General features: G+C 56.7%; 27 protein-coding genes. 12 read left to right on the top strand and 15 right to left on the bottom strand.

Annotation, left to right across the window (positions count from 1 at the left end; genetic code table 11):
• Window positions 1-133: 133 nt before the first annotated feature.
• From K5I40_RS01165 to manX, 4 genes are read right to left on the bottom strand one after another with little or no spacing between them, the layout of a single operon-like run.
• A complete protein-coding gene (locus tag K5I40_RS01165; protein ID WP_223073869.1) occupies window positions 134-592 on the bottom strand; it encodes a DUF986 family protein in 459 nt (152 codons plus the stop codon).
• A 57-nt stretch (window positions 593-649) separates the two neighbouring features.
• Window positions 650-1,501, bottom strand: coding sequence for a PTS mannose transporter subunit IID (locus K5I40_RS01160; RefSeq protein ID WP_039030789.1), 852 nt, complete (start codon window positions 1,499-1,501; stop codon window positions 650-652).
• Window positions 1,502-1,513: 12 nt separating this feature from the next.
• Window positions 1,514-2,311 (bottom strand): PTS mannose/fructose/sorbose transporter subunit IIC, encoded by a 798-nt coding sequence (locus tag K5I40_RS01155; protein ID WP_039030788.1) that lies wholly within the window; start codon window positions 2,309-2,311, stop codon window positions 1,514-1,516.
• A gap of 58 nt (window positions 2,312-2,369) precedes the next feature.
• Window positions 2,370-3,347, bottom strand: a complete 978-nt coding sequence (gene manX / locus K5I40_RS01150; protein ID WP_039030787.1) for a PTS mannose transporter subunit IIAB — start codon at window positions 3,345-3,347, stop codon at window positions 2,370-2,372.
• 317 nt (window positions 3,348-3,664) lie between these two features.
• On the opposite strand from manX, the gene K5I40_RS24055 reads away from it, so the two are divergent.
• Entirely contained in the window at window positions 3,665-3,823 is a 159-nt protein-coding gene (locus K5I40_RS24055; RefSeq protein ID WP_375540626.1) for a protein YoaL, read from the top strand.
• On the top strand, window positions 3,811-5,370 hold the full coding sequence (gene yoaE / locus K5I40_RS01145) for a CNNM family cation transport protein YoaE (protein WP_039030786.1): 1,560 nt from the start codon (window positions 3,811-3,813) through the stop codon (window positions 5,368-5,370). The genes K5I40_RS24055 and yoaE overlap by 13 nt, the downstream gene beginning before the upstream one ends.
• Here yoaE and K5I40_RS01140 read toward each other — a convergent pair whose 3' ends face one another.
• The 4 genes from K5I40_RS01140 to pabB all read right to left on the bottom strand — a co-directional run bounded on the left by K5I40_RS01140 (window position 5,371) and on the right by pabB (window position 10,610).
• Window positions 5,371-6,963: an EAL domain-containing protein gene (locus K5I40_RS01140; protein ID WP_223073870.1), complete on the bottom strand. Its 1,593-nt coding sequence runs from the start codon at window positions 6,961-6,963 to the stop codon at window positions 5,371-5,373.
• 164 nt (window positions 6,964-7,127) lie between these two features.
• Complete coding sequence (sdaA, locus tag K5I40_RS01135; protein WP_223073871.1) at window positions 7,128-8,492, bottom strand: L-serine ammonia-lyase; 1,365 nt, start codon at window positions 8,490-8,492, stop codon at window positions 7,128-7,130.
• A gap of 183 nt (window positions 8,493-8,675) precedes the next feature.
• Window positions 8,676-9,254 (bottom strand): CoA pyrophosphatase, encoded by a 579-nt coding sequence (locus K5I40_RS01130; RefSeq protein WP_223073872.1) that lies wholly within the window; start codon window positions 9,252-9,254, stop codon window positions 8,676-8,678.
• A 3-nt stretch (window positions 9,255-9,257) separates the two neighbouring features.
• Window positions 9,258-10,610: an aminodeoxychorismate synthase component 1 gene (gene pabB, locus K5I40_RS01125; protein ID WP_223073873.1), complete on the bottom strand. Its 1,353-nt coding sequence runs from the start codon at window positions 10,608-10,610 to the stop codon at window positions 9,258-9,260.
• 61 nt (window positions 10,611-10,671) lie between these two features.
• On the opposite strand from pabB, the gene K5I40_RS01120 reads away from it, so the two are divergent.
• Window positions 10,672-10,854: a YoaH family protein gene (locus K5I40_RS01120; RefSeq protein ID WP_039030781.1), complete on the top strand. Its 183-nt coding sequence runs from the start codon at window positions 10,672-10,674 to the stop codon at window positions 10,852-10,854.
• Between the two features lie 6 nt (window positions 10,855-10,860).
• Here K5I40_RS01120 and K5I40_RS01115 read toward each other — a convergent pair whose 3' ends face one another.
• Window positions 10,861-11,205, bottom strand: coding sequence for a RidA family protein (locus tag K5I40_RS01115; RefSeq protein WP_223073874.1), 345 nt, complete (start codon window positions 11,203-11,205; stop codon window positions 10,861-10,863).
• 126 nt (window positions 11,206-11,331) lie between these two features.
• Between K5I40_RS01115 and K5I40_RS01110 the strand changes: the two genes are divergently transcribed.
• The 5 genes from K5I40_RS01110 to rnd all read left to right on the top strand — a co-directional run bounded on the left by K5I40_RS01110 (window position 11,332) and on the right by rnd (window position 17,721).
• Window positions 11,332-13,242, top strand: a complete 1,911-nt coding sequence (locus K5I40_RS01110; RefSeq protein WP_039030779.1) for an ATP-dependent DNA helicase — start codon at window positions 11,332-11,334, stop codon at window positions 13,240-13,242.
• 66 nt (window positions 13,243-13,308) lie between these two features.
• Window positions 13,309-14,004, top strand: a complete 696-nt coding sequence (gene tsaB, locus K5I40_RS01105; RefSeq protein WP_223073875.1) for a tRNA (adenosine(37)-N6)-threonylcarbamoyltransferase complex dimerization subunit type 1 TsaB — start codon at window positions 13,309-13,311, stop codon at window positions 14,002-14,004.
• 37 nt (window positions 14,005-14,041) lie between these two features.
• Window positions 14,042-14,629: a Slp family lipoprotein gene (locus K5I40_RS01100; protein ID WP_223073876.1), complete on the top strand. Its 588-nt coding sequence runs from the start codon at window positions 14,042-14,044 to the stop codon at window positions 14,627-14,629.
• 204 nt (window positions 14,630-14,833) lie between these two features.
• On the top strand, window positions 14,834-16,519 hold the full coding sequence (gene fadD / locus K5I40_RS01095; protein ID WP_156126896.1) for a long-chain-fatty-acid--CoA ligase FadD: 1,686 nt from the start codon (window positions 14,834-14,836) through the stop codon (window positions 16,517-16,519).
• Window positions 16,520-16,593: 74 nt separating this feature from the next.
• On the top strand, window positions 16,594-17,721 hold the full coding sequence (rnd, locus tag K5I40_RS01090; RefSeq protein WP_223074000.1) for a ribonuclease D: 1,128 nt from the start codon (window positions 16,594-16,596) through the stop codon (window positions 17,719-17,721).
• Between the two features lie 81 nt (window positions 17,722-17,802).
• On the opposite strand, the gene minE is transcribed toward rnd, so the two are convergent.
• Genes minE through minC form a run of 3 tightly spaced genes read right to left on the bottom strand, consistent with a single transcriptional unit; the run spans window position 17,803 to window position 19,604 of the window.
• On the bottom strand, window positions 17,803-18,072 hold the full coding sequence (gene minE / locus K5I40_RS01085) for a cell division topological specificity factor MinE (RefSeq protein ID WP_032611475.1): 270 nt from the start codon (window positions 18,070-18,072) through the stop codon (window positions 17,803-17,805).
• Between the two features lie 3 nt (window positions 18,073-18,075).
• The gene (minD, locus tag K5I40_RS01080; RefSeq protein ID WP_032611473.1) at window positions 18,076-18,888 is read right to left on the bottom strand and encodes a septum site-determining protein MinD; all 813 of its coding nucleotides are present in this window, start codon (window positions 18,886-18,888) and stop codon (window positions 18,076-18,078) included.
• Window positions 18,889-18,911: 23 nt separating this feature from the next.
• Complete coding sequence (minC, locus tag K5I40_RS01075) at window positions 18,912-19,604, bottom strand: septum site-determining protein MinC (RefSeq protein ID WP_039030775.1); 693 nt, start codon at window positions 19,602-19,604, stop codon at window positions 18,912-18,914.
• A 126-nt stretch (window positions 19,605-19,730) separates the two neighbouring features.
• Here minC and K5I40_RS01070 point away from each other — a divergent pair, with 126 nt between their 5' ends.
• The 3 genes from K5I40_RS01070 to K5I40_RS01060 all read left to right on the top strand — a co-directional run bounded on the left by K5I40_RS01070 (window position 19,731) and on the right by K5I40_RS01060 (window position 21,250).
• Window positions 19,731-20,006, top strand: a complete 276-nt coding sequence (locus tag K5I40_RS01070; RefSeq protein ID WP_139565391.1) for a YcgL domain-containing protein — start codon at window positions 19,731-19,733, stop codon at window positions 20,004-20,006.
• Window positions 20,007-20,053: 47 nt separating this feature from the next.
• A complete protein-coding gene (locus tag K5I40_RS01065; RefSeq protein ID WP_223073877.1) occupies window positions 20,054-20,713 on the top strand; it encodes a fumarylacetoacetate hydrolase family protein in 660 nt (219 codons plus the stop codon).
• Between the two features lie 93 nt (window positions 20,714-20,806).
• Window positions 20,807-21,250 carry a YcgN family cysteine cluster protein gene (locus tag K5I40_RS01060; RefSeq protein ID WP_039030772.1) on the top strand — a complete coding sequence of 148 codons (444 nt, stop codon included), beginning with the start codon at window positions 20,807-20,809 and terminating at the stop codon, window positions 21,248-21,250.
• A 121-nt stretch (window positions 21,251-21,371) separates the two neighbouring features.
• On the opposite strand, the gene dsbB is transcribed toward K5I40_RS01060, so the two are convergent.
• Both dsbB and nhaB read right to left on the bottom strand, forming a co-directional pair.
• Window positions 21,372-21,902, bottom strand: a complete 531-nt coding sequence (gene dsbB, locus K5I40_RS01055; protein WP_139565389.1) for a disulfide bond formation protein DsbB — start codon at window positions 21,900-21,902, stop codon at window positions 21,372-21,374.
• A gap of 142 nt (window positions 21,903-22,044) precedes the next feature.
• Window positions 22,045-23,583 carry a sodium/proton antiporter NhaB gene (nhaB, locus tag K5I40_RS01050; RefSeq protein ID WP_039030770.1) on the bottom strand — a complete coding sequence of 513 codons (1,539 nt, stop codon included), beginning with the start codon at window positions 23,581-23,583 and terminating at the stop codon, window positions 22,045-22,047.
• 198 nt (window positions 23,584-23,781) lie between these two features.
• Here nhaB and fadR point away from each other — a divergent pair, with 198 nt between their 5' ends.
• Window positions 23,782-24,501, top strand: a complete 720-nt coding sequence (gene fadR, locus K5I40_RS01045; RefSeq protein WP_039030769.1) for a fatty acid metabolism transcriptional regulator FadR — start codon at window positions 23,782-23,784, stop codon at window positions 24,499-24,501.
• Between the two features lie 76 nt (window positions 24,502-24,577).
• Here the strand turns inward: fadR and K5I40_RS01040 are convergent, their stop codons facing one another.
• Entirely contained in the window at window positions 24,578-26,110 is a 1,533-nt protein-coding gene (locus K5I40_RS01040) for a SpoVR family protein (RefSeq protein WP_039030768.1), read from the bottom strand.
• Window positions 26,111-26,354: the final 244 nt, after the last annotated feature.

The raw sequence follows: 26,354 nt of genomic DNA, 5'->3' as shown, positions 1-26,354 counted from the left end.
TAACGATTTTCATTTAGATTTTGTTGTAAAAATAACGTTAATAATAAGGCGTGAACTCCGTGAAATAATATAGCCATGGCTATATGGCATTGCTAAATATTTGTCCAGATATAGCCAGTGCTATTATTCTATCTTATTGAGTTTTAACAAGTAACCTGTATATCTTCTCCAGGTCGTCAATATTGCGCACCCGGATAAGCAGGCGTCGCTGCTCTAATTGCATTACCAGCACGCCATCTTCCGATAAATTCATCTCTTTAATGCGGTTATATTCTATCCAGAGGTTGGCGAAAAAGAATCCAGTGGATTTGAAGATTATTTTCGGGGCCCGGATCCAGAAGAGATAAAACCCCATTAATGCCAGGGCACATAATAACCATGTGGTCGGTAATGCTCCCTGACTCATCACGTTGTTATAAATAAGGATCATCAGCAGGCCGGTAAAGATGATGCCGTCAACGCGACCGCGGCGCAGAAGGGGGATTGAGAGCAGCGTCGCGCCGTTGCGGCGGGGCATGATCAATTCGTCGTAGATGGCATACGCCAGAAGGGCAACAATAAAAACAACCAGTACGATGTCCGTGACCGTCATTCATCCTCCGGATAAAAAAACGGGGGCCTTCATGCCCCCGGTGTATTCAGTTAAAACTTACAGACCCAGCAGACCGATCGCGTAACCAACGATACCGATAACGAAGAAGCCGACGATGATCCACAGCGCATTCACTTTCTTACGCAGCAGCCACATACAGGCGAAGGTCAGCAGCAGCGGCACCAGGCCCGGCATCAGCTGGTCAAGGATGGTTTGCACGGTGGTCACACGGGTCTGGCCATCCTGGCCGGTGATGGTTGACACCACCAGCGGGATATTCACGTGCGTCCACTTGTTCACCAGCGCCCCCATGACAAACAGGCCGAGGATTGACGCCCCCTCAGTCAGTTTCTGCAGGAAGCCGCCGCCCATATCCTGAACGATATCCACGCCCTTACGGTAGCCGTACGCCACGCCGTAGTAGCGGGTGGCCAGGCGCACCACGTTGAACAGGATAAAGAACAGCAGAGGCCCGAGCAGGCTACCGCTCATGGCGATACCGGCACCGAGTGCAGCGAAGACCGGACGCACGGTACCCCAGAAGATTGGGTCACCCACGCCTGCCAGCGGCCCCATCAGACCCACTTTGATACCGTTGATGGCACCATCGTCAATCTCTGCGCCGTTGGCACGCTGCTCTTCCATCGCAAGCGTTACGCCCAGAACCGGCGCCGCAACGTAAGGATGGGTGTTGAAGAATTCCAGGTGACGCTTAATCGCCTGACGACGCGCTTCGTTGTTCTCCGGATACAGACGTTTGATTGCCGGTACCATGGAGAAGCAGAAGCCCAGCGCCTGCATACGTTCGAAGTTCCATGAACCCTGGAACAGGTTTGAACGGATGAACACGCCACGAATATCACCCGGAGTCAGTTTTTTCTGAGGGGTAGTTTTAGTCATATCAACCATTTCGCTCACCTGCTAGTCCAGTTCGTTATCGAGATCGTTATTACCAGCAACCTGCGCTGTACCGGCTACGCGGTTATATTTCGGGCTGAGCTGGATGTAGAGGATAGCCATTACTGCACCAATCACGCCCAGTGCTACCAGGTTGAAGTTGGTGAAGGCCGCAGTAACAAAGCCGAGGTAGAAGAACGGCATCAGGTAGCCTGCGCGCATCATGTTGATGACCATCGCATAACCAACGACCACGATCATGCCGCCTGCAATGTTCAGACCGCTGGTGACCACTTCTGGAATGGCGTTCAGCATGCCCTGAACTTCGCTGGTGCCGACGGAGATTGCCACGATGACCGCCGGGATAGCGATACGCATGGCCTGCAGGAACAGGGACGAAACGTGGATCCAAGACAGTGCCGTCAGGTTGCCATTTTCCGCCGCCTTATCTGCCGCATGCTGGAACGCGACGGTGATAGTACGCACGATGATGGTCAGTACCTGGCCTGCTGCTGCCAGTGGGATAGCCAGCGCAATACCGGCACCGATGTTCTGGTGGCCGGCGATAACCAGCACGGTAGAGATGATGGAGGCGAGAGCCGCATCGGGCGCTACAGCCGCACCGATGTTCATCCAGCCGAGGGCGATCATTTCCAGGGTACCACCGATGATGATACCGGTTTTCATATCGCCGAGAACGGCGCCGATTAACGTACAGGCGACCAGCGGACGGTGAAACTGAAATTCATCTAGTACGGATTCCATACCCGCTATACACGCGACGATGAACACCAGCACAATCTGAAGAGTGGTAATCTCCATTGTACTTCTCCTATAGCTTAAACAGACTTAAGTGTGAAATTTGTCAACCAGCTCCGGCTTATTTCGCCACTTTGCTGATCAGATCCATCATTTTCAGTTTCTGGTCGGTAGAGACTTTACGCACTTCAAGCTCAATCCCGCGATCGTTGAGTTTTTTGAACGCTTCAATGTCTTTCTCGTCCACCGACACGGCATTGTTCACCTGCGTTTTGCCCTGACGGTAAGCCATACCACCGATGTTAACGGAGGTGATCTTCACCCCTTCTTCAACAATACGTTCGACGTCGGTTGGGTTGGTAAACAGCAGCATCACGCGCTCACCCGCATATTTCGGGTTGTTGTAAACGCGGATCATTTTGGCGACGTCCACTACGTGGGCGGTTACGCCCGGCGGAGCGACCTGAGTAAGGAGGGTTTTGCGAACCGTATCGGCGGCGACTTCATCGCTGACGACAATGATGCGCTGCACGTTGGTCTCTTTGGTCCAGCGGGTGGCGACCTGACCATGGATCAAACGGTCGTCGATACGCGCGAGGCCAATCTGCATATAATCATTGGGGCCCATTGGCTTAAGCGGGGTGGCGGTTTTCGCGACGGCAGCAGGGGCGGCGGCAGCGACAGGAGCGGCTTTTTCAACCGGTTTCGCTTTCAGCGCTTTCACGCCTTCGCGACCGGTTTCGACGGCCAGCGCAACCAGCTCGTCAAAGCTCGGGTTGTCGTCACGGGCCATCAGCGTCTCAACCAGCATCGGGATGTTGACCCCGGCCACGACTTCATGCAGCTCTTTATCAACCACAATGCGGCTTGCGGCGTTGAACGGACTGCCGCCCCATGTGTCAACAAGGAACAGCACGCCGCTGCTGGTGTCCAGCTTTGCCAGCTGAGCGGTATACTTCTCTATCAGTGTCTCGGCGTTTTCACCGGGAACGAAATCGATCCAGCCGACGTTTTCCTGTTCGCCTAAAAGCATTTCTGCGGTTTTAAGTAACTGCTCTGCAGCCCAACCATGTGTGCCTATAACAATAGCAATAGTCACTTGCTACCTCCTTTTATTATCGTTAACGCCCCCGGGTGAGAAGAGCATTAGAGATCATCTTCGAAAGAACGAATCGATTCAGATAAGGGTTAGAGTTCAATTAACTAATTCTTACGCGATTTATTTTAGACATCGAAAAAATAATTTATGTGATGAAGATCCGTAATTTAGCCTAAGCAGATGAGATATTTCTGTGATCAAAAAAAGCCCTGAAACATCTGTTTGCAAAGGAAAGTAAATCTTTGCCAAAAAGCACAGGTCTCTGATATGTTTACCATCCGTTTAATTGTCAGGAGTATTGGGCAGCAGCCCACTGTATGGACCGTCACCGACGCCAGTCACACACCCGGCCAGCTCTGGCCAGCCTAATCGGCGATTCGCGCCACTCACTGTTTACGTCTTTTACCGCTTCGCCCGCATCTTTCGCGGCGCCGTTTTGCCATTCCTTTAGCAGGAGCTTGTCATGGAATTCTTAATGGACCCGCAAATCTGGGTAGGATTGCTCACGCTGGTGGTGCTTGAGATCGTTCTCGGCATCGATAACCTGGTGTTTATCGCTATCCTTGCGGATAAACTTCCGCCTAAACAACGTGATAAAGCACGTTTAATCGGTCTGTCGCTGGCGCTGATTATGCGTCTTGCGCTGCTGTCGGTGATCTCGTGGATGGTTACGCTTACGCAACCTCTGTTCACCGCTTTCGACTTCACCTTCTCAGGGCGTGACCTGATCATGCTGCTGGGGGGTATATTCCTGTTGTTCAAGGCCACAACCGAACTCCATGAACGGCTGGAAAACCGCCAGCATGATGATGGACACGGCAAAGGCTACGCCAGCTTCTGGGTGGTGGTACTGCAAATCGTGGTGCTGGACGCCGTCTTCTCCCTCGACGCGGTGATTACCGCCGTCGGTATGGTTAACCACCTGCCGGTGATGATGGCTGCTGTGATCATTGCGATGGCGGTGATGCTGCTCGCCTCGAAACCATTGACTCGATTCGTCAACCAGCATCCGACCGTCGTGGTGCTCTGTCTGAGCTTCCTGTTGATGATCGGTCTGAGCCTGGTTGCAGAAGGTTTCGGCTTCCATATTCCGAAAGGCTATCTGTACGCCGCAATTGGTTTCTCCATCATTATAGAGATGTTTAACCAGATTGCCCGTCGCAACTTTATTCGCCAGCAGTCGAACCAGCCGCTGCGTGCCCGTACCGCTGATGCGATTCTGCGTCTGATGGGTGGCCGCCGCGAAGCCAAAGCGCAACAGGACAGCGAAAACCATGTCCCTGTGCCGGTTCCGGAAGGTGCCTTCGTTGAAGAAGAGCGCTATATGATCAACGGCGTGCTGTCGCTGGCCTCGCGCTCCCTGCGCGGCATTATGACTCCGCGCGGTGAAATCAGCTGGGTTGATGCCAGCCTGAGCGTGTCGGAAATCCGCCAGCAGCTGCTCTCCTCCCCGCACAGCCTGTTCCCGGTGTGTCGCGGTGAACTGGATGAGATTATCGGCGTGGTGCGTGCGAAGGAGATGCTGGTGGCGCTGGAAGAGGGTGCAAACGTTGAAGCCATTGCCGCTGCATCACCTGCTATCGTGGTACCGGAAACGCTCGACCCGATCAACCTGCTTGGCGTGCTGCGCCGTGCCCGCGGCAGCTTTGTTATCGTCACCAACGAGTTTGGCGTGGTGCAGGGTCTTGTAACCCCGCTTGACGTGCTGGAAGCCATCGCCGGTGAGTTCCCGGATGCCGACGAAACGCCGGAAATCATCAACGATAACGATGGCTGGCTGGTGAAAGGCACCACGGATCTGCACGCGCTGCAGCATACCCTGGGGCTGGAACACCTCACCAACCATGATGAAGATATCGCGACGGTTGCCGGCCTGGTGATTGCTGTAAACGGTCAGATCCCGCGTATGGGTGATGTACTGGAATTACCGCCGCTGAAGATAACGATCGTGACCGCCAATGATTACCGCGTTGACCTGGTGCGCATTGTTAAAGAGCAGTCCGCCCACGACGAAGAAGAGTAATCAGGATATCGACGGCATCATATCGCCGTTGTGAGAGGCTGGCGGAGGTGAACTCTCCGCCAGCCATTGCGGGAAATCCCGCAGCGGCATGGGCCGCGCGTACAAGAATCCCTGCAGTATATTCACGCCGTGCAGGCGCAGATGACTCGCCTGATCGCTGGTTTCCACCCCTTCAGCCACCAGTTCAATATCCAGACGCTGAGCCAGGGCAATAATAATGTCCGTCACCGTCGAGTTGACGGCGTCAGTGCCGATGGCGGCCGTAAAGGATTTATCAATTTTCAGCACCTCGGGATTGAGCTTCTCCAGCCACGAGAGCGAACTGCTGCCGGTACCAAAATCGTCAATCGCCAGCTTCACCCCTTTCTGATGCAGCTCCTCCACCATGTTGAAATCCATCTCCATCAGCGTATCGCGCTCGGTTAATTCAATGACCAGCTGCTGCGCGGGCTCGGCGCTGAACCAGACGCGGTTCAGGTCGTGAAGGAGCTCGCCGCCGCGAAAATGGCTGGCGGCCACGTTGATCCCAATATGAAAGCCCGGTGCGGTAGGAAACATCGCCAGATGCCGGACGGTTTCGATGAGCACGTAGCGGGTGAGGGGCACAATCAGGTTATGCTCCTCCGCCAGCGGGATAAAGATATCCGGGGCGATCCACCCCTGGCGCGGATTGTTCCAGCGCAGAAGAATTTCCACGCCGATGCAATCCTGTTTTTTCGCATCGATCAGCGGCTGGCAGAAAAGTTCAAACTCACCGGACGCCAGACCAAAGTTGATCTCCCGGGTAAAGCTCATGCGACTGGCGGTGGCAAGCCAGGCGATATACCCCACCAGCATGCTGAAGATCACCGCCAGCGGCAGCTGTGACGGCAGCGTTTTCAGCGCCAGCGCGGTGAGCCCCGGGCCGTTAACGGTGATGGTGAAAGGAAAGTTGATTGAGGCCTGCTGGTAGATATTGTCGTCATCGCCGAATACCAGCGAATCCGTGAGCTGGCGCTCATGATTCAGATGCTTATCGCCCACGGTGAGATTAACGTCACTGATTATTGGTAGTTGGGGCTCCAGCAGCAGCCTGGCGATAAGCTCGATATTCACAATCTCTATCACCCCGTCTTCACTTTTGCCGGGCAGCGGATACCACTGGATCAGCACCGGATTACCCTGCAAAAACGGCTGATCGGCGGTAAGCAGCAGTAACGGCTGGGAAGAGGGGAGCTGGGGCTGGAACTGGCTGATGGGAAGATCGCGATTGCCGAACATGCTTGAGCAGTAAAGCACGCCGTCCTTAATCAGGCCGATCGAGCGGACGGTTTGCAGAGTCGCGGCCTGTTTGCGCAGTAAAAAATTGACCTCCACGCAGGGCAGGCCAATCAGGGGTTGCACCACGTCGCGCCCGGTTTCCAGCGGCTGCAGGATCTTGTCCAGGGTGTCGACAGCGTGGGATACAAAGGCAACGGTGGATTGATGGTTTACATTGCGCTGCGAAATAAAGCCAATAATGAGCGTGCAAACGAGGGTAGAGAGTGACAGCACAAGGCAGACGATTATCCGTTTGCGGCGATAATTTTTAATTATCCTGTGAGCTGTTTGCATGCCACGGCCACCCGAAGAGCCACTGGCGTGAGTGCCCGTGGCAACCTGGCTATTGTAGTAGGCATTATTTCAGGTAACGAGAAAAGTCGATGAAATTCGCCCATCCGTATCAGATGGGCGAAAAAAGCATGAGAGACAAAAGTCGCAGAAGCGCTTTCAGAGGCTTAGTCGCACTGCACCTTAATGGCCAGGCCGCCGCGGGAGGTTTCGCGGTATTTGGCGTTCATGTCTTTACCGGTTTCGTACATGGTTTCGATGACCTTATCCAGCGAGACGCGCGGTTCGCTGGTGCGGCGCATCGCCATGCGTGAGGCGTTAATCGCTTTCACCGAGGCAATGGCGTTACGCTCAATGCACGGCACCTGAACCTGGCCAGCGACCGGGTCGCAGGTCAGACCGAGGTTGTGTTCCATGCCGATCTCTGCGGCCACACAAACCTGCTCCGGGCTGGCGCCCAGCAGCTCAGCCAGACCGGCCGCCGCCATGGAACATGCCACGCCGACTTCACCCTGACAGCCGACTTCAGCGCCAGAAATAGAGGCGTTCATCTTATACAGCGCACCGACCGCGCCCGCGGCGAGGAAGTAGCGAATATAGATGTCAGGGCTTACTGACTCGATAAAGTGATCGTAGTAGGCCAGCACCGCCGGAACGATCCCGCAGGCGCCGTTCGTCGGGGCAGTCACCACGCGGCCACCGGCGGCGTTCTCTTCGTTCACCGCCAGGGCAAACATGTTAACCCAGTCGATCACGTTCATCGGATCGTTGGAATACTTATCGGTGGTGACCAGCATGCGGCGCAGGGCAGAGGCGCGACGCGGCACGCGCAGCGGACCCGGCAGCACGCCTTCGGTGTTGATGCCGCGATCGATACAGGCGCGCATGGTCTGCCAGACGTTGGCGAAATAGTCTTCAATCTCTTTCTTGCTGTGCAGCGCCAGCTCGTTCTGCATCACCATGCCTGAGAGGGACAGGCCGGTCTCTTTGCAGTAATTCAGCATCTCATTTGCCGATTTGAACGGGTAAGGCACCTTCATATCGCCCGTTACGTCCTGGCCGAAATGCTCTTCGTCGACGATAAAGCCGCCGCCGATGGAGTAATAGGTTTTGCTGTAGACCACTTTCTCGCCGCTGAAGGCGTGGATCTGCATCCCGTTTTCATGCAACGAGAGGTTGTCGCTGCGAAAACGCATGCCGTCATCCTGCGGGAAATCCACTTCCTGCCGGCCATTCGCCAGCAGCAGACGACCGCGCGTTTCCACGTCGCGGATAAACGCCGGAATGGCGTCAATATCTACGGTGTCCGGCATATCCCCGGCCAGACCCATAATAATGGCGATATCGGTGTGGTGGCCTTTACCCGTGAGCGACAGTGAACCGTAAACGTCGACGGCCACGCGGGTAACGCTATCCAGTATTCCTTTTTCGACCAGGTCATCGACGAACTGTTTACCGGCCTTCATCGGCCCTACAGTGTGGGAAGAAGAGGGACCAATCCCCACTTTGAACATGTCGAATATACTAATCACTTTAACACTCCTGACAGGGTTACCGGGTTTCCAGTAACGATGTAATAACTTCGCATAGTGTAAGAGGGAACCCTGTCGTCAGCTTAACTATTCACATGAATTAAACTAATGGTTAACGCCGGATAAACTAATAGCGGGAGGAAGATCTCAAAGGCGCAAAAAAAGGGCGAATGTAAAGTATAGTCAAGGTTTCAGGCCGATCTGTAGCGCCAGCTCACGAATAATTCCCGCCGTCATGCCCCAGACAAAATAATGCTGATACCAGGAGAGCCACACCCGGTGATCGTGACCACGACGTTGAATATCCAGCGGATGATAACGGCCCAGACGCAGGGCTTCCGCCTGCGGCATTTCAAAGACCGACTCCACTTCGTCGACGCTGGCGTGATAGTGCAGATCCGGCGGAATAATGCCCACCACCGGCGTCACCTGAAAACCGGTCACGCTGTCCACCGGCGGCAGGACGCCAATCACCTCGACCTTGTGCGGCGGGATTGCCACCTCTTCCTCGGCCTCGCGCAGGGCGGCGGCAATTAACGAGGCATCGGTGCTGTCTACCGCCCCGCCGGGAAACGCCACCTGACCGGCGTGTTTACGCAACCGGGCAGAGCGGCGGGTCAGCAGCAGGCCCGGCTGCGCCCGGCGTACCACCGGGATCAGTACCGCCGCCTGACGCTGGTTCAGCGCGGTTTTATTCACCTGCGGGCGCAAAAGCTGAAAACGCGATAAAAAATTGTCCAGGGTCAGGTCGTGGGTATCCACCAGTTAACTCTCCAGTTGTTGCAGAATACGATTCACTTTATCAAAGGTTTCCTGATACTCCGCCGCGGCCTGGCTGTCCGCCACGATCCCGCCGCCTGCGGAACAGTAAATCTCTCCGGCCACCGCCGTCAGGGTGCGAATGGTGATGCTGGTATCCATGCCGCCGCACAGGCTGATATAGCCGATGCTGCCGCACCAGGCGTTACGGCGATGGGGCTCCAGCTCGTCGATAATTTCCATCGCCCGCACTTTTGGCGCGCCGGTGATCGACCCGCCGGGGAAGGCGGCGCGCAGAAGATCGCACGCCGTCCTGGTCGACGGCAGGCGGGCGGTAATGGTGCTCACCAGATGATGTACGGCAGGGAAGGGCTCCACAACGAACAGCTCCGGCACCCGCACGCTTCCCGGCTCCGCCACCCGGCCAATGTCATTGCGCATCAGGTCGACGATCATCAGGTTTTCCGCTCTGTCCTTCGGCGAAGCGGCGAGTTTCTCAGCCTGCTGGCGGTCGGCCCCGGCATCCGCCAGTCGCGGCAGCGTGCCTTTAATCGGGCGAGTCTGGATCGTCCCTTCCGCCAGGTGAATAAAACGCTCCGGGGAGAGGCTCAGAACAGCCCCCTCGTCGAGGCGCAAAAAGGCGCTGAACGGGGCGCGGTTGTTGGCGTTCAACCGGGTAAACGCCTGCCACTCATCGCCCTCGTAATGCGCCTGGAAACGCTGGGCCAGGTTCACCTGATAGCAGTCCCCGCTGTGCAGGAAGGCCTGCACGCGGTCAAATTTGTCGTTGTACTCCGCTGCGGTCATATTGGCCTGCCAGCTGGAGGTCAGCCGGAACGCGGGCAGGTTCGCAGGCGTTCGCTGTGCTTCCAGCCAGGCCAGACGCGCTGCAACATCGCCATGACACACCAGCGACACCCGCTGTTTGTGATGATCAACGACGACCGCCCAGTCGTACAGGCCCACCGCCATGTCCGCCATGTCGATATCGCGCTCGGCCATGTCCGGCAGTTGCTCGAAGCGGCGGCCCAGATCGTAGCCAAACAACCCCAGCGCGCCGCCCTGGAAGGGCAGATCCGGGTCTGGCGTGCAGGGCAGGCCCATCTCGTCAATGGCCTGCTGGAGCAGGCTCAGCGGACAGGCATCCGAGGACGCGCCGTTAATCAATGTATCTGTGCCCTGCGTGACCAGGGTGGTGCGAGGGTCGGCCACCAGAATATCAAAGCGGCTATAAGGGTGATCCGCATGGCCCGAGTGCAGCAGCATTGCCCACGGCAGATGGCTCAGGGGGGCAAACCAGAATTCTGCGGCGTCAGGATGCCAGGGTAATGTCAAAACAGTGGGGGATAACGAGTTCATGGGTGGTAGACTACCGGGCAGCGTGAAATAATTAGCGCTGATAATTTAGCAGGAGTTGACGATGTTTGCAGGTTTACCTTCACTGAGCCATGAGCAGCAGCAAAAGGCCGTCGAGCGCATTCAGGAGCTGATGTCCCAGGGGATGAGCAGCGGACAGGCGATTTCCCAGGTGGCTGAAGAGCTTCGCGCCACCCATACCGGCGAGCGGATCGTGGCGCGTTTTGAGGATGACGAAGAGGAGTAACCCCTCTTACACCGCAGCGATAATCTTAATCTCAACCTTATACTGCGGCTTCATCAGCGTCGCCTGTACCGTGCAGCGTACAGGCGCGTGACCTGCCACGACCCACTCATCCCAGGCTTTGTTCATCGCCGCAAAATCATCTTTACTGGCAAGGAAAATGGTCGCATCCAGAATGCGGGATTTGTCGCTGCCCTGTTTCTCCAGCACCGCGTCAATCTGCGCCAGGGTATTGGCCGTCTGCTCGTAAGCGTCGGCATCCAGGTTCGCCGGCACGCCGGTGTAGTACAGGGTCTGATTGTGGATCACCACATCTGACCAGCGGGCTTCGGCATCAATGCGCACAATTGTCATACACGTTTCCTCGTTATTGTGAGTTTCGCGGGCAAGACTGCCATATTGTTTTGCCTGCGTCACTATCGACTGGCGCGAGGGGCAGCGGCCTGACATAATCCCCTGTGCAAAAATACAGGGGGCAGAGTGGCAGACGATTTCGCAGCAGACGGACAGTTAGCAAAGGCAATTCCAGGCTTTAAGCCGCGCGAGCCGCAGCGCCAGATGGCGCACGCGGTAGCCGATGCCATCAACAGCGCTCAGCCGCTGGTGGTCGAGGCGGGTACCGGCACCGGTAAAACTTACGCCTATCTCGCACCGGCGCTGCGGGCTAAAAAGAAGGTGATCATCTCCACCGGTTCGAAAGCGCTGCAGGATCAGCTTTACAGCCGCGATCTGCCCACCGTCGCCAAAGCCCTCAAGTACAAAGGCCGTCTGGCCCTGCTGAAAGGGCGCTCCAACTATCTCTGCCTTGAGCGGCTCGAACAGCAGGCGCTGGCGGGCGGCGATCTGCCGGTGCAGACCCTCAGCGACGTCATCATCCTGCGCAGCTGGGCCAACCAGACTCTGGATGGCGATATCAGCACCTGCGCCAGCGTGGCCGAAGACTCGCCCGCCTGGCCGCTGGTCACCAGCACCAACGACAACTGTCTGGGCAGCGACTGCCCGCTCTACAAAGACTGCTTTGTGGTGAAAGCGCGTAAAACGGCGATGGATGCCGACGTGGTGGTGGTCAACCATCACCTGTTCCTGGCGGATATGGTGGTGAAAGAGAGCGGCTTTGGCGAACTGATCCCCGAAGCGGAAGTGCTGATTTTCGACGAAGCCCATCAGCTCCCCGATATTGCCAGCCAGTATTTTGGCCAGTCCCTCTCCAGCCGCCAGCTGCTGGATCTGGCGAAAGATTTCACCATCGCCTACCGCACCGAACTGAAAGATACCCAGCAGTTGCAGAAGTGCGCCGACCGCCTGGCGCAAAGCACCCAGGATTTCCGCATGCAGCTGGGGGATCCGGGCTTTCGTGGCAATCTGCGCGAACTGCTGGCCGATCAGCATATTCAGCGGGCGCTGCTGCTGCTCGATGACGCCCTGGAGCTCTGCTACGACGTGGCGAAGCTGTCCCTCGGCCGCTCTGCGCTGCTCGATGCCGCTTTTGAACGCGCCACGCTCTACCGCGCGCGCCTGAAACGGCTGAAAGAGTTTAACCAGCCGGGCTACAGCTACTGGTACGAATGCAACTCGCGCCACTTCACCCTCGCCCTGACGCCGCTCACCGTGGCCGATAAGTTTAAAGAGGTGATGGTGCAAAAACCGGGCAGCTGGATCTTCACCTCCGCCACGCTGTCGGTGAATGACGATCTGCACCACTTCACCGAACGCCTGGGGATTGAGCAGGCCAAATCCCTGCTGCTGCCGAGCCCGTTTGATTACGCTACCCAGGCGCTGCTTTGCGTGCCGCGCAACCTGCCGCTGCCCAATCAGCCCGGCGCCGCCCGTCATCTGGCGGCGATGCTCAAGCCGATGATTGAGGCCAACAACGGCCGCTGCTTTATGCTCTGCACCTCCCACGCGATGATGCGCGACCTGGCGGAGCAGTTCCGCGCCACCATGACCCTGCCGGTGCTGCTGCAGGGTGAAACCAGTAAAGGCCAGCTGCTGCAGCAGTTTGTCACCGCGGGCAATGCCCTGCTGGTGGCGACCAGCAGCTTCTGGGAAGGGGTGGACGTGCGCGGCGACGCGCTGTCGCTGGTGATCATCGACAAACTGCCCTTTACCTCCCCGGACGATCCGCTGCTGAAGGCGCGAATGGAAGACTGCCGCCTGCGCGGGGGCGATCCCTTTGATGAGGTACAGCTTCCCGATGCGGTGATTACCCTCAAGCAGGGGGTAGGGCGTCTGATCCGCGACGTGGACGATCGCGGGGTACTGGTGATCTGCGATAACCGCCTGGTGATGCGCCCTTACGGCGCCACCTTTATTGCCAGCCTGCCTCCGGCGCCGCGCACCCGGGATATCGATCGCGCGGTGCGTTTCCTTGCCGCGCCGCAGGCGCAGTAATTTATTGATGGGTGTGCTAAAATGCGCGCCTTTTTGTGACTGACCACTGCGAGAGCGCGACAACACATGCGAATTCTGGCTATCGATACCGCGACAGAGGCCTGCTCTGTTGCCCTGTGGAATGACGGCACGACCTGTGCGCATTTCGAAGAGTGCCCCCGGGAACACACCCAACGGATCCTGCCCCTGGTGAAGATGATCCTCACCGAGGGCAATACCTCCCTTACCGATCTCGACGCGCTGGCCTATGGCCGCGGCCCGGGTAGCTTTACCGGCGTGCGCATTGGCATCGGCATTGCCCAGGGGCTGGCGCTGGGTGCCGAACTGCCGATGATCGGCGTTTCGACCCTGGCGACCATGGCCCAGGGCGCATGGCGCAATACTGGCGCGACCCGCGTGCTGGCGGCCATCGATGCCCGCATGGGCGAAGTCTACTGGGCGGAATATACCCGCGACGAGCAGGGCGTCTGGCACGGTGAAGAGAGCGAAGCCGTGCTTACGCCGGAAGCGGCAGGCGAGCGCATGAAGCAGCTCTCCGGTGAATGGGCGACGGTCGGCACCGGCTGGCCGGCGTGGCCGGATATGGCGAACGACAGCGGTCTGACCCTAGTCGACGGCAACGTGCTGCTGCCGGCGGCTGAAGATATGCTGCCCATTGCCTGTCAGATGCTGGAGGCAGGTAAAACCGTGGCGGTCGAGAAAGCCGAGCCGGTTTATTTACGAAACACCGTAGCGTGGAAGAAACTTCCGGGCCGGGAGTGAATCTGAGTATAAGAGCCTGAGAAAAAGGAGTCGCATCATGGCGCTTCAAAAGTATGCTTTTCGTCTGCTGACCGTCGGGGCGTTCGCCCTGGCGTTAACGGGATGTGTTTCAGTGCCTGATGCGATCCAGGGCAGCAGTCCGACGCCGCAGCAGGATCTGGTCCGGGTGATGAACGCCCCGGAACTCTACGTGGGCCAGGAGTCGCGTTTCGGCGGCAAAGTGGTGGAGGTCATCAACCAGCAGGGCAAAACCCGTCTGGAGATCGCCACCGTGCCCCTGGACAGCGGCGCGCGTCCGGTTCTGGGGGAAGCCTCACGAGGCCGGATCTATGCCGATGTTAACGGCTTCCTCGATCCGGTGGATTTCCGTGGGCAGCTGATCACCGTGGTGGGGCCGATCACCGGCGCAGAGCAGGGCAAAGTCGGCAACACCCCCTATAAATTTATGACCATGCAGGTCAACGGCTATAAACGCTGGCGGGTACAGCAGCAGGTGATGATGCCGCCACCGGATCCCTGGTACTGGGGACCCCATCCATGGCGTTATGGCTATGGATACGGCTACGGCGGCTGGCCAGGTTATGGCCCCGGCCCTGCACAGGTCCGGACGATAGTAACAGAGTAAGTGACTGTTATTATTGAATAAGAAACAGCGGCCCGTCCGCTGTTTCGTTTTTTCCACGGTAATAAGAAAAATAAATAGTGACGCGCTTCGCAACCTTAAATCCGGGCAATTAATAAACTGGTACGCTGAGTTAATATTATGTTAACGACTTGTTTATTAACCGGGGTTGTGATGACGACGAACACGCTTTTCAGAGGTGATGTAGTGAAGAAGGTTTGGCTTAACCGATATCCTGCGGATGTTCCCGCAGAGATAAACCCTGACCGTTATCAATCCCTGGTTGAACTGTTTGAAAACTCCGTAACACGTTACGCCGATCAGCCTGCGTTTGTGAACATGGGCGAAGTGATGACCTTCCGTAAGCTGGAAGAGCGCAGCCGGGCCTTTGCGGCCTATCTGCAGGAGGGGTTAGGCCTGCAGAAGGGCGATCGCGTGGCGCTGATGATGCCGAACCTGCTGCAGTATCCGGTGGCGCTGTTCGGCATTCTGCGCGCCGGGATGATCGTGGTTAACGTCAACCCGCTTTATACTCCGCGCGAGCTGGAACATCAGCTGAACGACAGCGGCGCCTCGGCGATTGTGATTGTCTCCAACTTCGCCCACACGCTGGAAAAAGTGGTTGATAAAACCCAGGTCAAACACGTCATTCTGACGCGAATGGGCGACCAGCTCTCCACCGCCAAGGGGACGCTGGTTAACTTCGTCGTCAAATACGTCAAACGGCTGGTGCCGAAATACCACCTGCCGGATGCCATCTCCTTCCGCCGGGCACTGCACCAGGGCTACCGGATGCAGTACGTTAAGCCCGAAATCGTCTCCCAGGATCTGGCGTTCCTGCAGTATACGGGCGGCACCACCGGCGTGGCGAAAGGGGCGATGCTCACCCACCGCAACATGCTGGCGAACCTCGAGCAGGTGAATGCCACCTACGGGCCGCTGCTGCATCGCGGCAAAGAGCTGGTGATCACCGCGCTGCCGCTCTATCACATCTTCGCGTTGACCATGAACTGCCTGCTGTTTATCGAGCTCGGCGGGCAGAACGTGCTGATCACCAACCCGCGCGATATTCCGGGCCTGGTCAAAGAGCTGGCGAAATATCCGTTCACCGCCATGACCGGGGTAAACACCCTGTTTAACGCGCTTCTCAATAATAAAGAGTTCCAGCAGCTCGATTTCTCCACCCTGCATCTGTCTGCGGGGGGCGGGATGCCGGTACAGCAGGCGGTGGCCGAGCGCTGGGTGAAACTGACCGGCCAGTATCTGCTGGAGGGCTATGGCCTGACCGAATGCGCCCCGCTGGTGAGCGTTAACCCGCACGATATCGACTATCACAGCGGCAGCATCGGCCTGCCGGTGCCCTCCACCGAAGCCAAACTGGTGGATGACGACGATAACGAAGTGCCGCATGGCGAGCCGGGCGAGCTCTGCGTGCGAGGCCCGCAGGTGATGCTGGGCTACTGGCAGCGTCCGGACGCCACCGATGAAATCATCAAGGACGGCTGGCTGCATACCGGGGATATCGCGGTAATGGACGACGAAGGCTTCCTGCGCATCGTCGATCGTAAGAAAGACATGATCCTGGTCTCCGGCTTCAACGTCTATCCGAACGAGATCGAAGACGTGGTCATGCAGCACAACGGCGTGCTGGAAGTGGCCGCGGTAGGGGTTCCGGCGGGCAGCAGCGGCGAAACGGTTAAAATCTTTGTGGTGAAAAAAGATCCTGCCCTGAGCGAAGACGCGCTGATCACCTTCTGCCGTCGCCAGCTCACCGGGTATAAAGTGCCGAAGCTGGTGGAGTTTCGCGACGAACTGCCAAAATCGAACGTCGGGAAGATATTACGACGAGAATTACGTGACGAAGCGCGCGCCAAAGTGGACAATAAAGGCTGAGCTTCGTGTTAGTCACCCAGAAACGCTGGCCTGGCCAGCGTTTTTTTATGGGCGCAAACCAAAGAGAATATGATTTGAACTACCAGATGATCACCACCAACGACGAACTGGCTTCGCTGTGCGATGTTACCCGCGATGCAGACGCCATCGCGCTGGATACCGAGTTTGTTCGTACCCGCACTTATTATCCGCAGTTGGGTCTGATCCAGCTGTATGACGGCAAAAAGGTATCGCTTATCGACCCGCTGGGGATCACCGACTGGACGCCGATGCGCGAGCTGCTGCTGGATACCGCCATCACCAAATATCTGCACGCCGGGAGTGAAGATCTGGAAGTTTTCCTCAACACCTTCGGCATCATGCCGGAGCCGCTGATCGATACCCAGATCCTCGCCGCCTTTGCCGGGCGTCCGCTGTCATGGGGCTTTGCCGCCATGGTGGAGGAGTATACCGGCCTTGCTATCGACAAGAGCGAATCCCGCACCGACTGGCTGGCGCGCCCGCTGACCGAACGTCAGCTCGACTACGCGGCGGCGGATGTGTTCTATCTCCTGCCGATTGCTGGTCAGCTGATGAAAGAGGCCGAAGCCTCCGGCTGGCTGCCTGCGGCCCTGAACGAGTGCCGGATGACGCAGCTGCGTCGTAAGGAAGTCACCGATCCGAAAGAGGCCTGGCGTGATATCAGCAACGCCTCGCAGCTGCGCACCCGTCAGCTGGCCTGCCTGCAGCTGCTGGCCGACTGGCGTCTGCGCAAGGCCCGCGAGCGCGATCTGGCGGTGAACTTTGTGGTGCGTGAGGAGCATCTGTGGGCCGTGGCGCGTTACATGCCGGGCAGTTTGGGGGAACTGGACAGCATCGGGATTTCGGGTTCGGAGATCCGTTTCCACGGTAAAACCCTGCTGGCGCTGGTGGCGAAAGCTCAGGAGTTGCCGGAAGAGGCGTTGCCGGAGCCGCTGTTGAACCTGATGGATATGCCGGGCTATCGCAAAGCCTTCAAGGCAATCAAAGCCCTGGTCCAGGAAGTGGCAACGGAGAGCAAAGTCAGCGCCGAGCTGCTGGCTTCACGCCGTCAGATTAACCAGCTGCTGAACGCCCACTGGAAGCTGAAACCGCAAAACGGCACGCCGGAACTGATTGCCGGATGGCGCGGGGAGTTAATGGCAGAACGCCTGAATGCGCTGCTGGAAGAGTATCCGCAGTAAAGGGTGAATTCCCCGGCGGCGCTGCGCTTGCCGGGGCTACAAATGTAGGCCGGGCAAGCATCGCGCCGCCCGGCAATGCCGTTATGAACGCGACTCTTCCGCTTCCGGCAGGGTCACGTTGAGCTCCAGAATCGAGATATCCCCGTCCTTTTGCTCCAGCTGTACGGTCACCATCTCCGGGTCGATCTGCACATACTTACAAATCACTTCCAGGATGTCTTTGCGCAGCTGCGGCAGGTAATGCGGTTCTGCATCGCTGCGGCGGCGTTCCGCGACGATGATCTGCAGTCGTTCTTTTGCGATGTTGGCGGTGCTTTTTTTCCGCGAGAGAAAAAAGTCCAGTAATGCCATAACTTATCCTCCGAACAGGCGTTTGAGGAAACCTTTCTTCTCTTCTTCTATGAAGCGGAAAGGACGTTCTTCTCCGAGCAGACGATCTACCGTGTCCGCATACGCTTTACCGGCGTCTGCGTTAGCGTCGAGGATAACCGGTTCACCCTGGTTAGAGGCGCGCAGCACGGATTGATCTTCCGGGATAACGCCAACCAGTTTGATGCGCAGGATCTCCAGCACGTCTTCCATACTCAGCATATCACCTTTATTGACGCGACCCGGATTATAACGGGTCAGCAGCAGGTGCTCTTTAATCGGCTCTTCGCCATTCTCTGCGCGACGGGATTTTGAAGCGAGGATCCCCAGAATACGGTCGGAGTCGCGCACGGAAGAGACTTCAGGGTTGGTGGTGATGATCGCTTCATCGGCGAAGTAGAGCGCCATCAGCGCACCGGTTTCGATGCCCGCAGGTGAATCACAGACCACGAAATCGAAGTCCATTTTTTTCAGCTCATCGAGCACTTTTTCCACGCCTTCGCGCGTCAGCGCGTCTTTGTCGCGTGTCTGGGAAGCGGGGAGAATATAGAGGTTGTCGGTACGCTTATCTTTGATCATTGCCTGATTCAGCGTGGCATCACCCTGAATCACGTTCACGAAATCGTACACCACGCGGCGCTCGCAACCCATAATCAGGTCGAGGTTACGCAGGCCGATATCGAAGTCGATAACGACAGTTTTCTTTCCCTTCTGGGCCAAACCAGTAGCGATGGCCGCGCTGGAGGTGGTCTTGCCAACGCCTCCTTTACCCGAAGTAACAACAATAATGCGTGCCATAGAAATTCCTTGTTAAAAAGGGATCAATTCAACGGTTGAACGGTCAAAGCGTTGTCTGCCAGACGCAGACGAGCGGCTTTACCAGAAAATTCGGCCGGGATGTTATCGCTCAGCCAGTAAACACCTGCGATGGAGACCAGCTCCGCCTCCAGATGGGTACAAAAAATTTGCGCATCGCGATCGCCGCTGGCACCCGCCAGCGCGCGACCCCGCATTGAGCCATAGATATGAATATTGCCATCGGCGATAAGTTCTGCACCAGCGCTGACGTGGTTAGTTACAATAAGGTCACAGTTTGGCGCATAAATACGCTGACCGGAACGTACCGGCAGATCGATCAAGCGCGTTTTTGTGACGGGTGTAACAGGGAGTTCAGGCGGGGCAGGGGGCTCGGCGCGTGGGGCTTTATCTTTGCCTTCGGTGAGCAGCGGAAGACCCGCCTCGTCAATTTCGGCTTTCAGTGCGGCATCTTTGCAGCCGCTGATGCCAACAATCCGCAGGCCGGTGGCTAACACTGCCTGCTGCAACTGCTGCCAGTTAATCGGCGCTTCGAGGTCGCTTACGTTAATGACGACGGGCGCATGTTTAAGAAATGCGGGCGCCTGGGCGATTTTGTCTTCTAACGCCTGACGAATAACCTCGGGTTTTGCTTCATGCAAATGAACCACTGATAAGGTGAAACTACTGCCTTTAAGCTCGATTGGCGTGTTTGACATCCTGGCCTTACTCAATTTGCTTTTTACCACGGCGTGTGCGTCGTGATATTCCGAAGAGTATCAGGCATGTTATAGTCACAACTATATTGAGGCAAGTCACCCTCCCCGTTAATTCTGAGTAAATATATGTTTTGTGTGATCTACAGAAGTACCCAACGCGACCAGACCTATCTCTATGTCGAAAAAAAGGACGATTTTTCCCGCGTGCCTGAGGCACTGATGAAGACCTTCGGAAAGCCGCAAATGGTGATGCTGATGCCGCTCGACGGGCGCAAGCAGCTGAAGAACGCCGATCTGGAAAAAGTGAAAAGCGCGTTAGCCGAACAGGGCTATTATTTACAACTCCCTCCGCCGCAAGAGAATTTACTTAAACAGCATCTTGAGGCGCAGGGAAAAAAATAGTTTAAGAATTATCTGTCAGCGTTACATTAACCTTTTAGGGGCTCATTATGTATCAGCATCATAACTGGCAAGGCGCCTTGCTGGATTATCCGGTAAGCAAAGTCGTCTGCGTCGGCAGTAATTACGCGAAGCATATTCAGGAAATGGGCAGTGCGGTTCCGGACGAGCCGGTGCTGTTTATTAAACCGGAAACCGCCCTCTGTGATATTCGCCAGCCGCTGGCGATCCCGCAGGGGCTGGGTTCGGTTCACCACGAAGTGGAACTGGCGGTGCTGATTGGCGCTACGCTGCGCCAGGCTTCTGAAGATCATGTGCAGAAAGCAATTGCCGGTTATGGTGTGGCGCTGGACCTGACCCTGCGCGAGGTGCAGGGCAAAATGAAAAAAGCGGGTCAGCCGTGGGAGAAAGCCAAGGGTTTTGATAACTCCTGTCCAATCTCCGGCTTCGTACCGGTGTCTGAATTCCAGGACGATCCGCAGAACACCACCCTGAGGCTGAAAATTAACGGCGAAGTGCGTCAGCAGGGTTCTACGTCCGACATGATCCACAAAATCGTGCCGCTGATTGCCTACATGAGCCGTTACTTCACCCTGAAACCGGGCGATGTGATCCTCACCGGCACCCCGGAAGGGGTAGGCCCGCTGAACGGTGGCGATGAGCTGGAGCTCTCCGTCAACGGCCTGTCACTGAAAACCCGCGTGCTGTAATCCCCGCTTGCCGCCTTAAAAGGGCGGCAAAACTTGCATCAAGATGCCAGACTGGTTATAAGGTGCGCTTTCTTTTGACGTGTGGACATCCTTATGAGCGAAATCCCTTTCTGGCAAAGCAAAACTCTCGACAACATGACCGACGCCGAGTGGGAATCGCTGTGCGACGGTTGCGGGCAGTGCTGCCTGCACAAGCTGATGGATGAAGACTCGGACGAAATCTATTTCACCAACGTCGCCTGTAACCAGCTGAACATCAAAACCTGCCAGTGCCGTAACTACGAGCGTCGTTTCGAGCTGGAGCCGGACTGCATCAAGCTGACCCGCGACAACCTTCCGACCTTTGAATGGCTGCCGCCGACCTGCGCCTACCGTCTGCTGGCGGAGGGTAAAGATTTGCCGAAGTGGCACCCCCTGCTGACCGGCTCGAAAGCGGCGATGCACGGCGAGCGGATCTCCGTACGTCATATCGCGGTGAAGGAGTCAGAGGTGCGGGACTGGGAAGACCACATATTGAATCACCCAAACCGCGCATAATAAAAAACCCGCCGAGGCGGGTTTTTTATTAGTGCGGCCTGATGCCCTCACCCCAACCCTCTCCCACGGGGAGAGGGCGCAAACATTAAAAACGGCAACCCCCAGGGTTGCCGTTTTGCTTTTACCTACCAAACAAATCGCGTTTTTTCGGTTTAAACGGCTGGGCAATCAACACCAGCAGCGCCACGACCAGGTAGGCGGCAAAAATCCCCACCAGCCACTGCGGCATCTCGAGGGTCAGGAATTCCCACTGACGTACGGCGCAGTCACCGGTAGCCACGAACACCTGCGGCAGCCACTTGTCCAGCGGCAGCCAGCTCGGGAAGCTGGCGGCAAAATCACAGGTCTGGAACGGGGAGGGGTGCAGCTGAATCATGGTGTGCTCCCAGGCGAGCTGCAGGCCTTTACCGGCGCTGTAGAGCCAGAGGGCGATGGCGCCATAGCGCAGCGGGCTTTTCGGGGCGATAGCGCCCACCAGACCCGCGCCCATCACGCCAAACAGCGCGCAGCGTTCGTAGATACACAGCACGCATGGCTTCAGCATCATCACGTGCTGGAACCACAATGCCACCATTTCTAACGCGAAGGCGGTCAGGGCCAACAGCAACCACGCCCCGCGTCCGCGCGAGCACTGGTTCAAAAATTTCAACATAATCATTTCCCTGGAACAGGTATAGAAAGCGCAGTGTAAACGAAAACAATTTGCGCGCCAGCCTCAGCGCGCAAAATATAACGTAATCGGATATTTATCATGCACAAGCGCAGCCGGGCGAATTATCGCCCGGCTGACTGACTTAATGCGTCGCCAGTATACCCGCCTGCAGCATCCATTGGGTAAAAGGAATGAGGGTAATTTTGACGCATAACAAACCGACCGCGGTTAATACCAGGGTATAAGGCAGCGCCATCCATACCATCCGGCCATAAGAGAGGCGGATAAGCGGGGCGAGGGTGGAGGTCAGTAAGAACAGGAAAGCCGCCTGACCGTTTGGCGTGGCCACCGAAGGCAGGTTGGTGCCGGTGTTGATCGCCACCGCCAGCATCTCAAACTGCTCGCGGTTTATCACGCCGCTCTCCATTGCCGCTTTCGCTTCGTTGATATAGACCGAGCCGACAAACACGTTATCGGAGATGGCCGACAGCAGGCCGTTAAACAGATAGAACAGCGACAGCTGGGCGTCGGGTTCAGCCTGCAGTACGAAGTGAATAATCGGCGCAAACAGATGCTGATCGACAATTACCGCCACCACCGCGAAAAAGACCGCCAGCAGCGCGGTAAAAGGCAGCGCTTCGGTAAAGGCTTTGCCGATGGCGTGTTCATCCGTCACGCCGCTAAAGGTGGTGGCCAGAATAATCACCGACAGACCAATCAGCCCCACTTCCGCCAGATGAAACGCCAGGGCAATAATCAGCCAGACGCCAATGATGCCCTGGAAAATCAGCGCCAGCCGCTGCTGACGGGTCCGCTGGCTGCGGCTCTCGTCGTCGAAGCGGCGCAGCACGTCGCGCACCTGGGTCGGCAGCAGGGTGCCGTAACCAAACCATTTACACTTCTCCACCAGCCAGCAGGTGAACAGGCCACACACCAGCACCGGCACGCTGACCGGCGCCACGCGCAGGAAAAATTCAACAAAATTCCAGCCCGCGGCTTTGGCGATGATCAGGTTCTGCGGTTCGCCAACCATGGTCATCACGCCGCCCAGCGCCGTACCTACGCCCGCATGCATCATCAGGCTACGCAGAAACGCGCGAAACTGCTCCAGCACGTCGCGCTGATGGACGTCAACGTGGCTGTCATCCTGCATGCCGGCTTCCGGCTGGGACGAAGCCACCCGGTGATAAATCCCGTAAAAACCGACGGCGACGCTGATCACCACCGCGACCACGGTCAGAGCATCGAGGAAGGCCGACAGGAACGCGGCTGCAAGGCAGAAGGCCAGCGACAGCATAGTTTTTGAGGGGATGCTCAGCAGCAGGCGGGTAAAGATAAACAGCAGCAGCTGCTTCATAAAGTAGATCCCGGCCACCATAAACATCAGCAGCAGGAGCACTTCGAGGTTCGCCGCCAGCTCCTCTTTCACGTGTTCTGCGCTGGTCATGCCGATAACCACCGCCTCGAAGGCCAGCAGGCCGCCCGGCAGCAGGGGATAACACTTCAGCGCCATCGCGAGGGTGAAGATAAACTCCGCCACCAGCAGCCAGCCTGCGGCGAAAGGGCTGATGATGAAGATAAGCGGGTTAAGAACCAGGAAGACAACCAGGGTCAGTTTGTACCAGTCGGGAGACTGGCCTAAAAAATTGCGCCACAGGGCGCGACGATAAGACATTTCCACAACAGATTTCCTTGCCCGTCACATAATTACGTCCTAAGTATACGCAAATGAGGCCGGTGGAGGAGCGCAGGGGATGTTTTTTAAATGATAAAAATAAAACGGCGATCCCTTTTTTCTCGCCTCGCTGCGCTATCTGCCTCTGCCAGCCTCTGGTATGATGAGTGAATTTTGTAAAAAGCAGTTAATGGAAAACTCACTATGGTCATTAAGGCGCAAAGCCCGGCGGGTTTCGCGGAAGAGTACATTATCGAGAGCATCTGGAATAACCGTTTTCCCCCAGGCTCGATCCTTCCCGCAGAACGCGAACTCTCTGAACTGATTGGCGTCACACGTACCACCTTACGTGAAGTGTTGCAGAGACTGGCCCGCGACGGCTGGCTGACGATCCAACACGGCAAACCGACCAAAGTGAATAACTTCTGGGAAACGTCGGGCCTGAATATTCTTGAGACGCTGGCGCGCCTCGATCACGAAAGCGTGCCGCAGCTGATCGACAACCTGCTCTCCGTGCGCACCAACATCGCCACCATCTTTATCCGTACGGCGTTCCGCCAGCACCCTGATAAGGCGCTGGAGGTCCTGGCCCGCGCCACGGCGGTAGAAGATCACGCCGACGCCTTTGCCCTGCTGGATTACAACGTTTTCCGCGGGCTGGCGTTTGCCTCCGGTAACCCGATTTACGGCCTGATCCTCAACGGCATGAAGGGGCTCTATACCCGCATCGGTCGTCACTACTTCGCCAACCCGGAAGCCCGCAGCCTGGCGCTGGGTTTCTACCACAAGCTGAGCGAGCTCTGCTCTGAAGGTCAGCACGACCAGGTGTATGAAACCGTACGTCGCTACGGCCGTGAAAGCGGCGAGATCTGGCACCGGATGCAGAAAACCCTCCCGGGCGATCTGGCAATTCACGGACGCTAAAATAAAAAACCTCTCGCTTGAGAGGTTTTTTTTGCCGGGTGGCGCTTCGCTTACCCGGCAAACAGGCCGCACCGAATTACAACATATTACCCTTCGCCGGGCAGCGCTCCAGCAACTCCACGCTACCATCCTCGTTCTGCTGCTCCAGCATAATGTCAAAACCCCACAGACGGTGCACGTGCTTCAGAACTTCCTTGCGCCCCTTATCCAGCGGCGCGCGGTTGTGCGGGATATAGCGCAGCGTCAGGGAGCGATCCCCGCGCAGATCCACATTCCAGACCTGAATATTCGGTTCCAGATTGCTCAGGTTGTACTGGGCCGAGAGGCGGGAGCGGATCTCGCGATATCCCTCTTCGTTGTGGATAGCTGAAATCTCCAGATAATTGTTGTGATCGTCATCCAGCACCGTAAACAGGCGGAAATCACGCATCACTTTCGGGGACAGGAACTGGCTGATAAAACTCTCGTCCTTGAAGTCGCGCATCGCGAAGTGCAGCGTCTCCAGCCAGTCGGAACCGGCGATATCCGGGAACCAGTATTTATCCTCTTCCGTCGGGTTCTGACAGATACGCTTGATGTCCTGGAACATCGCAAAGCCCAGCGCGTACGGGTTGATGCCGCTGTACCACGGGCTGTTGTAAGGCGGCTGGAACACCACGTTAGTGTGGCTGTGCAGGAACTCCAGCATAAAGCGCTCGGTCACTTTGCCTTCATCGTACAGATGATTCAGGATGGTGTAGTGCCAGAAGGTCGCCCAGCCTTCGTTCATCACCTGGGTCTGTTTTTGCGGATAGAAGTACTGGCTCACCTTACGCACGATGCGCAGGATCTCACGCTGCCACGGCTCCAGCAGCGGGGCGTTCTTCTCCATAAAGTAGAGCAAATTCTCCTGCGGCTCGGAGGGATAACGGCGCGCTTCAGGCACCGCTTTCTCCTCTTCCCGTTTCGGCAGGGTACGCCACAGCGTATTCACCTGGCTTTGCAGATACTCCTCGCGGCTTTTCTGCCGGGCTTTCTCCTCCTGCAGGGAGATCTTCTGCGGACGTTTATAACGATCCACGCCGTAGTTCATCAACGCGTGGCACGAGTCCAGCAGCTTCTCAACCTCTTCCACCCCGTAGCGCTCTTCACACTCGGTGATGTAGTTCCGGGCGAAGATCAGGTAATCGACAATCGAACTGGCGTCGGTCCAGCTGCGGAACAGGTAGTTATTTTTGAAAAACGAGTTATGCCCGTAGCAGGCGTGCGCCATCACCAGCGCCTGCATGGTGATGGTGTTCTCTTCCATCAGGTAGGCTATACACGGATTGGAGTTGATGACGATCTCATACGCCAGCCCCTGCTGGCCGTGTTTATACAGGCGTTCGGTCTCAATGAATTTTTTACCAAACGACCAGTGGGTATAGTTGATGGGCATCCCAACGCTCGAGTAAGCGTCCATCATCTGTTCAGAAGTAATGACTTCGATTTGATGGGGGTAGGCGTCCAGACGGTAGAGTTTCGCCACCCGATCAATTTCCGCCAGATAGGTGTCCAGCAGCTCGAATGTCCAGTCGGGTCCATCGCTCAGACGTGTGGTGTCCTTATTCATGGAATCAATAGTAGCCATTAGCGCGCCCTCGTTGTTGGTAGCTCTCTCTGTCTGGAGAACCTCTTTTCAAGCATAGAACACAGCATTCAAAAGCGTGCTGGCACGCTATTTTTTTTCTTTGCGATTTCCCGTCGCGGCGATGGCGAAAACGGGGTGGTCAACAGCATAATCTGCTGGTTAAAAATGCCGCGCAGCAGGAGATGCCAAATACCCTCCAGCCCCGTCATATGGGGAAGGTGTGAGGTAAGTCACCATAAAAAAT

The organism is Leclercia sp. LTM14 (assembly GCF_023736175.1).
GTDB lineage: Bacteria > Pseudomonadota > Gammaproteobacteria > Enterobacterales > Enterobacteriaceae > Enterobacter > Enterobacter barmai.
This window is presented reverse-complemented; position numbering and strand designations above follow the sequence as displayed.